The sequence below is a fragment of the Thalassolituus pacificus genome, assembly GCF_025318105.1.
GTDB lineage: Bacteria > Pseudomonadota > Gammaproteobacteria > Pseudomonadales > Oceanobacteraceae > Venatoribacter > Venatoribacter pacificus.
On sequence record NZ_JAOANI010000032.1, the window covers coordinates 30,060 to 42,624 of the forward strand.

9 protein-coding genes are annotated in these 12,565 nt (G+C 50.5%); 5 read left to right on the forward strand and 4 right to left on the reverse strand.

Going from position 1 to position 12,565, the window contains the following annotated elements:
- Nucleotides 1-41: 41 nt before the first annotated feature.
- From xdhC to xdhA, 3 genes are read right to left on the reverse strand one after another with little or no spacing between them, the layout of a single operon-like run.
- Nucleotides 42-977: a xanthine dehydrogenase accessory protein XdhC gene (xdhC, locus tag NYR02_RS19015; RefSeq protein ID WP_260977944.1), complete on the reverse strand. Its 936-nt coding sequence runs from the start codon at nucleotides 975-977 to the stop codon at nucleotides 42-44.
- Nucleotides 974-3,334 (reverse strand): xanthine dehydrogenase molybdopterin binding subunit, encoded by a 2,361-nt coding sequence (gene xdhB, locus NYR02_RS19020; RefSeq protein WP_260977945.1) that lies wholly within the window; start codon nucleotides 3,332-3,334, stop codon nucleotides 974-976. Before xdhB ends, xdhC begins: the two co-directional genes overlap by 4 nt.
- Complete coding sequence (gene xdhA, locus NYR02_RS19025; protein WP_260977946.1) at nucleotides 3,331-4,791, reverse strand: xanthine dehydrogenase small subunit; 1,461 nt, start codon at nucleotides 4,789-4,791, stop codon at nucleotides 3,331-3,333. Before xdhA ends, xdhB begins: the two co-directional genes overlap by 4 nt.
- 273 nt (nucleotides 4,792-5,064) lie before the next feature.
- On the opposite strand from xdhA, the gene NYR02_RS19030 reads away from it, so the two are divergent.
- The 5 genes from NYR02_RS19030 (at nucleotide 5,065) to NYR02_RS19050 (ending at nucleotide 10,702) form a co-directional block, all read left to right on the forward strand.
- Nucleotides 5,065-6,603 carry an ABC transporter ATP-binding protein gene (locus NYR02_RS19030; RefSeq protein WP_260978010.1) on the forward strand — a complete coding sequence of 513 codons (1,539 nt, stop codon included), beginning with the start codon at nucleotides 5,065-5,067 and terminating at the stop codon, nucleotides 6,601-6,603.
- Nucleotides 6,596-7,666 (forward strand): ABC transporter permease, encoded by a 1,071-nt coding sequence (locus NYR02_RS19035; RefSeq protein WP_260977947.1) that lies wholly within the window; start codon nucleotides 6,596-6,598, stop codon nucleotides 7,664-7,666. The genes NYR02_RS19030 and NYR02_RS19035 overlap by 8 nt, the downstream gene beginning before the upstream one ends.
- A gap of 3 nt (nucleotides 7,667-7,669) precedes the next feature.
- Complete coding sequence (locus tag NYR02_RS19040) at nucleotides 7,670-8,596, forward strand: ABC transporter permease (RefSeq protein ID WP_260977948.1); 927 nt, start codon at nucleotides 7,670-7,672, stop codon at nucleotides 8,594-8,596.
- 551 nt (nucleotides 8,597-9,147) lie between these two features.
- Nucleotides 9,148-9,885, forward strand: coding sequence for a hypothetical protein (locus NYR02_RS19045; RefSeq protein WP_260977949.1), 738 nt, complete (start codon nucleotides 9,148-9,150; stop codon nucleotides 9,883-9,885).
- A 112-nt stretch (nucleotides 9,886-9,997) separates the two neighbouring features.
- Nucleotides 9,998-10,702: a TetR/AcrR family transcriptional regulator gene (locus NYR02_RS19050; protein ID WP_260977950.1), complete on the forward strand. Its 705-nt coding sequence runs from the start codon at nucleotides 9,998-10,000 to the stop codon at nucleotides 10,700-10,702.
- Nucleotides 10,703-10,723: 21 nt separating this feature from the next.
- Here NYR02_RS19050 and NYR02_RS19055 read toward each other — a convergent pair whose 3' ends face one another.
- Entirely contained in the window at nucleotides 10,724-12,409 is a 1,686-nt protein-coding gene (locus NYR02_RS19055) for a sensor histidine kinase (RefSeq protein ID WP_260977951.1), read from the reverse strand.
- Nucleotides 12,410-12,565 lie beyond the last annotated feature (156 nt).

The window sequence follows — 12,565 nt, forward strand, 5'->3', positions numbered from 1 at the left end:
GAATTATTGGACGAAACTATTGGTCGTCAGACCATGACACACTACTTATTCATATCCACTTGCGGCTGCAGAGAAGAGTTACTGGCCAGTCCCTCCTGCATGTGTTTCCAGCTCAGACCTTTACGGCGGCTTTTATCGGTATCAATTCCGGCAGATGCCTGCGCGGTTTTGCGTGCTGATACCTGCGCGGTTTTACGCGCCAATAACTGCGCGGCAATAGAGACCGCCACTTCCATCGGTAACTTGCCACCGACTTCTGCCAGACCGATGGGCATAGTCAGCTGCGCCAGTTGCTCAGCATCGAAACCAGCATGCTGCAAACGCAGGGTAAAGCGTTCTGTTTTAGTCGCCGAGCCAATGCAACCGACAAAAGCAAAATCATCACGGTTTAACGCGGCCTGTAATAAATCAAAATCGAGCTGATGATTATGCGTCAGAATCATCAGCTCGCTACCGGCCGGGAGCTCGGCGATAATACTGACCGGATCAGCCAGGCAGCGACAATCAATATTGTCTGCCAGATCATCCATTGCCGGGAACTGCTCAAGACGGTTATCCACCCAGATGACCCTCTGCTCCAGACCGCCCAGAATATTCATCAGCGCCTTCGCTACATGCCCGGCACCCAATACCACCAGAGGGGCCGTATCCAGTACAAACATTTCTAACAGCACACTGATACTGCCACCGCAGCACTGTCCGGCTTTGGCCGCTAATGGAATTTTCTCCATTTTCTGCGAGCAAAACTCTGCTCCGGCAAGCGCACTATCTGACAGCCACTGCCGTGCTTTTTGAATTAATTGAAATTCAAGCTGACCGCCACCCAGAGTGTCAAACTGATCCTGTGCCGTGATCACCATTTTACTGCCCGGATCACGCGGTACAGAACCCGCACTGCCCATCACCGTAGCAATCACATAGGATTCACTGCGTTGCTGGCAGCGGGCAATGGCTTCATACCAGCGCACAAATTTCATGCTTTACTCTCCTGCTGACAGAACATCACGGCATTTAATACCCGCTCTGGGGTTGCCGGTGTATCCAGTGGCGGACTGATTGTATAACCCGCCACACTGGCGACGGCATCACGCAGAGCACACCACACAGCAATACCGTGCATAAATGGCGGCTCGCCCACAGCCTTGGAGTTATAGATCGTATCTTCGGCATTGGCGCGGTCGAACAACTGCACATTAAAGTGCTCAGGAATATCAACCGAAGTCGGAATTTTATAGGTCGCTGCGGAGTTGGATTGCAGACGGCCTTTATCGTCCCACAATAATTCTTCTGTGGTTAACCAACCCATGCCCTGAATAAAGGCCCCTTCTATCTGGCCGATATCAATCGCCGGATTCAGCGAGCGGCCCACATCGTGCAGAATATCGGCGCGCAGTACTTTGTATTCGCCGGTCAGGGTATCGACTTCCACCTCCGCACAACAGGCGCCAAAAGCAAAGTAAAAAAACGGACGGCCACTGGCGGTATCGCGGTTGTAATGAATTTTCGGTGTGGCGTAATAACCCGTAGTGGAAAGCGATACCCGGTTCTGATACGCCAGCGTGACGAACTCGGCAAAAGAAATCCATTGCGCACTGTCATCATCGCTGCCAATCACTACATGGTTATTGATAAAGCGTACGTCACTGGCATTCACCTGATAATGCTGTTGCGCAAACTGCACCAGCCGCGATTTCAGAATCTGACAGGCATTCTGTGCCGCTTTACCATTTAAATCCGAGCCGGACGATGCCGCTGTTGGCGAGGTGTTCGGTACTTTATCGGTGGCCGTGGCACTGGCCTGAACCATATCGATGTCGATATCAAATTCATGGGCAACCACCTGCGCGACTTTGGTGAATAAGCCCTGCCCCATTTCGGTACCGCCATGGTTCAGATGAACCGATCCATCGGTATAAATATGCACCAGGGCACCGGCCTGATTTAAAAACTGAATGGTAAATGAAATACCAAAACGGATTGGTGTTAATGCCAGCCCGCGTTTTTTCCAGCGGTTAGCGCGGTTAAATTCTGTAATGGCGGCACGGCGGGCACGATAATCACAATCCTGCTCCAGCTGCTCAACTAATTCCGGCAGATAAAAATCTTCCACCGGCTGGCCATAATGGGTACTGCCGCCATCGCGGTAAAAATTGGCTTTACGTACATCCAGCGGATCTTTGCCCACGTTACGGGCAATATCATCCAGCATGGCTTCGGCAAAAATCATCCCCTGTGGCCCGCCAAAACCGCGGTAGGCGGTATTGGATACGGTGTTGGTTTTACAGCGGTGGCCGATAACCCGCGCGTTATTCAGATCGTAGGCGTTATCCACATGGAACATCGCACGATCAACAATGGCGTCGGATAAATCCGGCGAGTATCCGCAAAAACCGGCCAGCTCAATATCGGCCCCCAGAATCTTGCCGCTCTCATCAATACCCAGACGATAGCGGTTATAAAAATCATGGCGCTTACCGGTTAATACCATATCGTCCTGGCGGTCGAGACGCATTTTTACCGGGCGGTTCAGACGTCGGGCAAAGACCGAAGCAATACAGCCCCACTGGGCGGCCTGGGTTTCTTTACCACCAAAACCACCGCCCATGCGCCGCACTTCCACCTGCACATGGTTGATTGGCAGGTCGAGTACTTCAGCAACCAGTTTCTGCACTTCCGATGGGTGCTGGCTGGAGCAATACAATTTAATACCGCCGTCTTCAGCGGGCAGGGCGTAACTGATTTGCCCTTCGAGATAAAAATGCTCCTGACCTTTAACATACAGCTCGCCACTCAGCTGCAACGGCGCGGCATTAATGGCTGCTGTCGCATCGCCTTTTTGCATACTGTGTGCAGGACGGACAAAAGCGTTTTGTTGCAATGCCTCTTTAATAGTTAACAGCGGCGGTTGCTCTTCGTAACTGACCTTAGCCAGCAATACGGCACGCTTTGCCTGTTCAAAGCTTTCGGCCACAACGGCAAATAAAGCCTGACCGTGAAATTCCACCACGCCATCGGCAAATATCGGATCGCCTTTAAAAACCGGGCCAATGTCTTTTTCGCCGGGAATATCATCCAGCGTTATCACATCCACCACTCCCGGCGCATTGCGCACGGCGGTTAAATCGAGCGACAGAATTTTGCCATGGGCGATGGTGCTTTTACCCACCGTGGCAAATAAAGTGCCCGCTAATTCCGGCATATCATCAATGTAAGTCGCAGTGCCCAGCACGTGCTTTTCGGCGCTTTCATGTGCCAGCTTACTGCCGCTCTTACCTTTGGCCGGACGCTGACGACGTGCTTCCCAGGGCGTTACTTTTGAAGAAACGTGACTCATGCGGCATCTCCTGCCTGTCCGGAGGTTAATTCCAGATAGCTTTTCAGCAACAGATTGCGCGTGACCTGCAGACGATATTCTTTACTGGCACGGACATCCGACAGCGGCTGATAATCCTGATCGATTAAGTTCGCTGCCTGTAAAAAGGTATGCTCAGAAAACGGCTGGCCAATTAATGCCTGTTCGGTTTTTAACGCACGTAATGGTGTGGCCGCAACACCGCCGCAGGCCAGACGCGCTTTCTGAATAATGCTACTCTGTACATCCAGATACAGTGCAAACATCACCGCTGAAATATCGTCATCGTAACGTTTACTGATTTTATGCAGCGTCAGCGATTCACTGCTCTGTAATTTATTAATGCGTATGGCGCGTAAATATTCACCGGGCTGCAGCACGGTCTGTTTATACCCCAGATAAAAATCATCAATGGCAACGTCGCGGCGGCCATGATTTCCGTCAATTTCCAGCGTGGCATTTAGAGCTAAAAAAACGGGGGGCGTATCACCAATCGGTGAAGCATTAGCAATATTGCCCCCCAAAGTGCCCATATTGCGGATTTGGCGTGAGCCAATTCGATGCAAGAGCTGAGCAAACGAAGGAAAAAGATCAGCCAGCTCATGCTCAGCCTGACTGTAGGTAACACCGGCGCCCAACCACAACTGCTCGTCCAGCGCCTGCGTCTGAGCAAGTGCAGTGATGCGGTTAAGACAAATAATGGTGTCGAATTGTTTAAAGCGTTGGGTAATTTCCAGACCCACATCGGTACCGCCGGCCCACAGGCAAGCGTCCGGATAATCCTGCAGCAGAGCTTTCAGTTGCTCTTCGGTTAATGGCATAAACAAACGCCGACCATCGACGTCCTGCAGGGCCTGCTGCGACGCTGGCGATAAAGATTCCACCTGCGGGTTAAACGTTTGTACGTCACTGCGGGCAGAAATGTCGCGTACATCACAGGCTGGCAGTTCTGCCATTTTATGTGCCGCTTCGATAATCGGACGATAACCGGTGCAGCGGCACAGGTTTCCGGACAAGGCGGCGTGAATCTGCTCATCGGTTAATGCGCTCTGCTGCGCATGCAGACCCGCCTGCTGATACAGGTTGGCCAGCGACATAACAAATCCCGGAGTACAGAATCCGCATTGCGAGCCATGGCAATCGACCATTGCCTGCTGTGCCGGATGCAATTGCCCGGCACGGCCAATACCGGAAGGCGTTAACAGATAGCGTTCGTGCGCATTGGCCATTAACGCAATGCAGGCATTCAGTGTGCGGTATTCAATACCACGCTCTGTCATTTCGCCCAGCATCAATGTGCAGGCACCGCAATCACCCGCGGCACAACCTTCTTTTGCATCAGGTTGCATCATCGTGGTGCGCAGGTATTTCAGAATGGTACAATTTGGATCAATTTTATTGTCTTCAATCCAGCGACCGTTTAGGTTAAATCGAATCACGCTTACACCTGTTTTCTGCCCGACAGCTCTGTTTATCCGTGCGGCCTGTACGCTTTAAAGGCGTATTCCCGGCAGCATCGCCCGACATAGCTGAATTTCAGTAGAGAATTCTGTCCGGGGAATGCTTTGCAATTTCCTGACCAACTGGTCAAGCATATAACAAAACATGTTGAAATGTGCAGCAGCAGCATGTGGCAAGCTAATTGCTAACGATTTGTCCAAGTGGTCAGCTTTTAAATTTGAGGAATCTTAGTGCCAGCACAAGAATCAACCATGCGCCTGCATCTGAGCGGTATCCGCAAAGAGTATCCGGGCTGCCTTGCCAACGATGATATTGAATTGTTGGTGAATGCCGGCGAGACCCACGCCTTACTTGGGGAAAACGGCGCCGGCAAGAGCACCCTGATGAAAATCATCTACGGCGTTATCAAACCGGATGCCGGTAAGATTGTCTGGCAGGGAGAAGCCATTCAGATGAACGGCCCGGCTCACGCGCGCCAGCTGGGTATTGGTATGGTGTTTCAACATTTTTCATTGTTTGAAACCCTGACCGTCGCCGAAAACATTGCCCTGAGTCTGCCGGCGGAAGAAAGCCGTGACATGGAAGCACTAAGTAAGCGCATCCGTGAAATTTCTACGCACTACGGAATGGCACTGGACCCTGATCGCCATGTACACACCCTCTCGGTCGGGGCTCAGCAGCGGGTGGAAATCGTCCGCTGTTTACTGCAAGACATTAAGCTGCTGATTCTCGACGAACCCACTTCGGTTCTTACCCCACAGGAAGTGCGCGAACTGTTCCGCACCCTGAAAACCCTGGCCGCCGAAGGCTGCTCCATTCTGTTTATTTCGCACAAGCTCGATGAAGTCACCGAGCTGTGTAATGCCGCCACCGTACTGCGTAATGGCCGGGTTACCGGCCGCTGCAATCCACAGGATGTCAGCAGTGAAGACCTGGCGCGGATGATGGTGGGTGAAGATACCCCGCTGAATCAGAATTATCAGAAAGCCGAAGGCGGAGAGACCGCCCTCAGCCTGAACAACCTCAGCTTTGCGCCGGAAGATCCGTTCGGCGTGACCCTTAATAATCTGAACCTGAAAGTAAAAGCCGGCGAAATTCTCGGCATCGCGGGTGTTGCCGGTAATGGTCAGGATGAACTCTGCGCTCTGCTCAGCGGTGAAGAAATCACCCGCGCTGAGAGCATTGAATTACTCGGCCAGAATATCGGTGCCATGAGCCCCGATCAGCGCCGTCGCCTGGGCTTTGCGTTTGTGCCTGAAGAGCGTCTGGGGCGCGGTGCCGTGCCCAATATGTCACTGGTTGAAAATACCCTGCTCAGCAGCAGTCATCGTGATTTAAAAGCCAACGGTTGGATTAACTACCGCAAAGTACGCGAATTCGCCCGCGATATTATTGAAAAATATAATGTGAAATGCGCCAACGAATACGCTCAGGCCAAAAGCCTGTCCGGCGGTAACCTGCAAAAATTCATTATTGGCCGCGAAATAGAACAGCAACCGAAATTGCTCGTGTGTTCTCACCCGACCTGGGGTGTGGATATTGGCGCTGCCATTTTAATCCGCCACGCACTGATTCAACTGCGTGACGAAGGTGCCGCCATTATTGTGGTATCGGAAGATATTGATGAGCTGTATCAGATATCCGACCGCATCGGTGCTATTTGTGATGGGCAATTGAGCCCGGTAAAACCAACCCAGGAAGTGGGCATTGAAACACTGGGTCAATGGATGGCCGGTCAATTTGGTCACGACAGTGCCAATCCATCCGCTGTGGAGAGCGCACATGCTTAAGCTTGAAAAACGCCAGGCCGACTCACGCCTGATGAGTTATGTATCCCCTCTTATCGCTATTGTGCTGACCCTGCTGGCCGGTGCACTGCTGTTTTCGGTGCTGGGGCATGATCCGCTGCACGCGCTGTATACCTTTTTTATCTCGCCACTGACCAATACTTATGGCTGGACTGAACTGGGAATAAAAGTAGCGCCGTTGTTACTGTGTGCGATGGGTCTGACATTATGTTACCGCGCCAAAATCTGGAATATCGGTGCCGAAGGCCAGTTTATTATGGGTGCTCTGGGCGGCAGTATGGCCGCACTGCAGTTTCTTGATGCCGAAAGCCGCTGGGTATTAGTGCCGATTCTGATTGCCGGCAGCATCAGTGGTTTATTGTGGGGAGCATTGGCTGCGTGGCTGAAAACCCGCTTTAACGCCAATGAAATTCTGACCACCATCATGCTTAACTACATTGCACTGAATGCTCTGCTGTACGCCGTACACGGACCGTTACGCGATCCGGCCGGGTTTAACTTTCCGGAATCCGCCATGTTTGCCGATGCCGCATTACTACCCTTATTCAGCGACGATTACCGTTTGAATATTTCCATTCTGTTTGCGCTGTTTTTTACCGTGGTTATCTGGACGGTCATGGCCCGCAGCTGGGTTGGTTATCAGATTCAGGTGTTGGGTGAAGATGCCAAAGCCGCACGTTATGCCGGCTTCAACACCAACCGCCTGACCTGGGTTGCCTTATTAGTCTGTGGTGCCTTGGCGGGCCTTGCCGGTGTGTCTGAAGTCACCGGCCCGATTGGTCAGCTTATCCCGCATGTTTCTCCTGGCTATGGCTATGCGGCCATTATTGTCGTCTTTTTAGGCCGCATGCAGCCCTTCGGTATTCTGCTGGCCAGTATGCTGCTGGCACTGACATTTATGGGCGGGGAAATGGTGCAGATCGAAATGAGCCTGCCGAAATCCCTGACCGGTTTATTCCAGGGAATGCTGTTGTTCTTCCTGCTGGCTGCGGATCTGTTGATCAGTTATCGCATTGTCTTTCAACCTCGTACTGCCCGGGCCTGAGTCATGGATATCGATTTAATTACTAATATTCTGTTTGCAACATTCAAAACAGGCACTCCGCTTATTCTGATTGCACTGGGTGAAATGGTCTGCGAGAAATCCGGCGTTCTGAACCTGGGTCAGGAAGGTATGTTATTGGTGGGTGCGGTGGTCGGTTTTATTGCCGCATCGGTAACCGGCAATTATTTCCTGGCAACCTTCTGCGCCATATTCGCCGGTATGGGCATGGCTTTTTTGTTTGGTTACCTGTCAATCACTCTGGCTTCCAATCAGGTGGCAACCGGTCTGGCGCTGACCATTTTTGGTGGCGGTCTGAGTGCCTTTCTGGGTACTAATTATATTGGTATCGGCCTTGAGGGCATTCAGGTCTGGTCGGTTCCGCTGCTCAGCGATATTCCGGTAATCGGTAAGGTGCTGTTTCAGCATGATCCGCTGGTGTATTTAACCCTGACATTATTCGCTCTGGTGTTCTGGGTATTCCGCAGCACCCGCCTGGGTTTAAAAATCCGTGCCGTTGGCGAAAATCCGGAAGCTGCCAATGCCATCGGTATTAATGTTCAGCAGATTCGCTTTATGGCTGTGCTTTTTGGTGGTGCGATGACCGGCCTGGCTGGTGCGTATTTGTCATTGGTTTACACCCCGATGTGGAGTGACGGCATGTCTGCCGGGCGTGGCTGGATCGCATTATCACTGGTCGTATTTGCCAGCTGGAAAGCCGAACGTATTCTGCTCGGTGCTTACCTATTTGGTTTTGCCAGCATTCTGCATCTGGTACTGCAGGGCACACGCTTTGAAGTTCCGCCAAACATTATGGCTATGCTGCCTTATGTGGCGACTATTATTGTGCTGGTCTGGCTGTCATCCGATGCCATTAAAACCAAAATGAGTGCACCCAAGTCTATTGGCCAGCCGTACCGACCACTGGCTTAAAAACTAGGGCCTGTTGACACTAAGTAAATCCGGCCTGCTGAGAGCCAGTTTTTCTCAGAACAAGGAGAGAGGAGTGATATTAGCGGGCTAAATGAATGACGAACGACGATGTTAATGGGGAAAACTGGCCTCAGCCCGAAGGGTTATGGCTAAAAATCCCTCATCCTACGTTACTGTTCGCTCGCTTAACCCGTTAGGCCACACTCTCAGCGCCTTGCCTGAGAAATTTTTAGCCGATAACAGGTCTGTTTAATTAGTGTCGACAGACCCTAGAAGATACTGGCCTGACCTGCTGTTTACAGAACCGCAGGCAGGCCCGATTCTCTGACATTAATTCAGAATAAAATTATTTCTGAATGCTGCAGAACCATTGCCCGGATAACTTTCCGGAAATGATAAAAAGACCAAAATGGTCAATGTTAAAAATAATAGGAAATTTATCTGCAAGCAGATGAAAAAAAAGGAATTGATTGATAGATTAGGTGCGTTGATTAAAACCAAAATTTATACAACTTATTAGAAATAACACTTTGTTAAATCTGGAGAGAAACATGAAAAAGCAACTTTTAGCTATGGCAGTTATCGCTGCCGCATCAAGCGCTGTTCAGGCAGAACAATTCTGGGCTGACAACAGCGTATCGGTACTGTACGGCTCAGACTATAAAGTCGATGGTCCTTTTAACGGCGACCTGCAAGATGATACTTTCGCACTTACCACCTACACTCTGGAACACGTTTCCGGTCACAGCTGGGGCGGCTTATTCTACTTTATGGATCGTCACGTAGGTGAAGATGGTTTTACTGCCACTTACAGTGAATTTTCACCTAAAGTAACCCTGAAATCTTTTGAGGGTGGCCTCGTTAAAAACGTTAATGCTGCATTCACTCTGGAATCCAGTTCGGGCGGCTTTGATAACTACTTGTATGGTGTTGGTGCCGACCTCAATATCCCAGGCATGAACTTCGCCAGCGCCACGGTATTCTATGCATTGAACGACAATACCGCAGACGATTACCAGCTGACCCTGACCTACGGCTGGTCTGCCGGTGCTTTCAATATCGACGGTTATATTGATTACTCCACTCAGGTAGAAGCCGATGGTAACCGTGGTGGCAGCAAAGCCAACCTGCACTTCAATCCACAAATCACTTACGATCTGGCACCTGTCATCGGAAAAACCTTCAGTAAAGTGAAAGTGGGTATCGAATACAGCTACTGGGGTAACAAGTACGGCATCGAAGGTGTTGACCAGAACGTTGTCAGCGCTCTGCTGAAAGTACACCTGTAAGACTTGCTTGACCCAAAGGGAGCTTAGGCTCCCTTTTTTGTCCCTGCCGCAAACGGCAGATTACTTATGTTATGATTGCCGTTCTTCAGGGATTCCACTGAATGGAATACACATGAGCACACAGAAGTACAAAACCGGCGCCATTCGCGAGCGCAATAACGAAAATATTCTTGCCGCCGCCGAGCAGGAGTTTGTTCTGCATGGTTTTAAAGGCACCAGTATGCAGGCCATTGCTGATCGTGCCGGCGTTCCTAAAGCCAATATTCATTATTACTTTAAGAACAAGGGCAATTTATATCGTGCCCTGCTGGAAAATATCCTGACCACCTGGAACGAGGTGCTGTCTGATATCAATTCCGACAGTGATCCGGCGCGGATTCTCAGTCTGTTTATCCGTACCAAAATCCGTCTTTCTTATACTCACCCGAATGCTTCCAAGATTTTTGCCATGGAGATTATTCAGGGTGCGCCTTACCTGAAAGATTATATCAGCGGCGCAATGCGCCAGTGGGTCAGGGAAAAAACACTGGTTATTCAAAGCTGGATTGATGCCGGTAAAATACGCGCGGTTGATCCGACCCATCTGATTTTTATGATCTGGTCGTCAACACAGCATTATGCCGACTTTGAAACCCAGGTTCTGGAAGTAACCAATAAGCGTCAGTACGAAGAAGACGATATCCTGCGTATTGGGGATTTTCTTGAAGATATGATCCTGCGTGGCTGTGGTTTAACCCCTCCTGGGCGGGCAGCGTATCTGGCACTGGTCGACGATCAAGCTGCAACAACGGATAGCACCGGTATAACAGAGGCCTGAATAGCCTCTGTTATACATGCATCAGTGATTATTAATCACCAGCTTTAAGCCCTGCTCATCCATTGTCCGCTCATAACGGTCAAGATCCAGCGGTATACGCAGGTGAATTTCTGCGCCAGGGTTTTCCGCACCCTGACGGCGCTCGCGCACTTCGATATTGCCATACAGAATGCGAGTGACCAGATTATAGGCGAGGTGCATCCCCAATCCGGTTTTACCGCGACTGCGTCCGGTGGTAAAAAACGGATCAAAAATACGCTGGCGCACTTCATCACCAATACCAATGCCATCGTCTTCATATATCAGTGTCAGCAGGTTGTCGGTTGTATCAACCGTCGCATGCATCTGAATATGGCTGTCTCCACCCTCGGGATAGCCATGATCCAGCGAATTGCCAATCAATGCGGCTATCACCAGCCCCAGTGTCTGACGACAGGTATTCATAATAATGGGTTGGCTGATGTCATAATCAATCCGGCAGTTATTTTCTTCGACGATAAAGTCTTCATTGTTACCGGCAAACTCCTGCAAAAATTCGTCCAGCGAGAAACGTGAGCGGAAATCACTTTCTTTATCCACCGCCAGTGATTTAAACGTTCGCACCAAGCGGTGGGAGCGGTTCAGATTTTCATCAATGAGTAATAGTCCTTCTGAAATATTATTAAGCTGAGCCGAGAAGGTATTTTTGTCTAATTTACCTTCCTTTATCCGTTGCTGAATCAACAATACCGAATCTTCAATATAGCTGCGTGCGGTCACACAAATGCCCAAAGGGGTGTTTAACTCATGCGCAACACCAGCAACCAGATTGCCCAGTTGCGCCATTTTTTCATTTTCTACTTGTTCGTGGCGGCTTTCCTGCAGGTTATCAATCAGATGGTTCAAGGACGCAATGGCATTGTTTAACTCCCCCGTACGCTCTTCCACCCGCTGCTCCAGGTCGCAGTTAAGCTGATGCAGTTCACTGTCTGAGCGGTCCCGCTCGGCCATAATCTGTTGCAGCTGAGCACACAAATCATTAATGGTCCGGGTAACCTGAATCAGCTCATCATCCTCTTCCGGCCCGTATTCCAGATGCACTGGAGTGCGTATATCGCCGCGCTCCGCCCAATCGGTAATACTCTGCCAGTGCGCGCCGAAATAACGCCGGAACAGACGGTTTAACAGCCATAACAGAAATGCGCTGACCGCCAGAATATTCACAAAATGCATGACCAGCAGCGTCGGTATATTTGCCATTACCTGCTGCAGCATGGCCGGGGAATCGAGCTGCAGTTGCAGCTGACCGACCAAACGGCTGCCCGTGCCTGTGTTGTAATACAGATCAAACTCTCTCAGCCATTCCTGACTGGCTGTTGGCAGATGACTGACCGGATCGCCGGCCGCTGTTGCGTTATCCATAAAACCGGCCGATAGGTATTCACCATTCCCAATATCCAACCCGGCATAACGGATATAAGGGAAGTGAGTTAACGCCTTCAGCTGAGATTCAACCTGGGGGATATCAAAACTCCACACGCTCTGTGCGAGTGCGGGCAGATAGCCCTTTTCGATCTGTTGCAGCAGGTAATTGCTGTTGCGGGATACGTTGCGGTAATCGATGTAAACAGCAACCGCCACCGACAGCAAGGTAAGCGCCAGACTGAATGCAAACACACAGGCCAGCAAGCGCCGGCCTGAAACACTGCGCCACTGAAATGCACTCATATTCCCTCTCTGCATATAACCTCCCTGAGTGTTCCGTGTGCACAGGTGATATCAGTGTAGAAAGCCAGCGGTTTATCGCCAATCAAACGGGATTAAGAGCGTAAAACAGTCTGTGCACCAAGGTTGATATGCTTGTTATTTATAACTGCATCACAC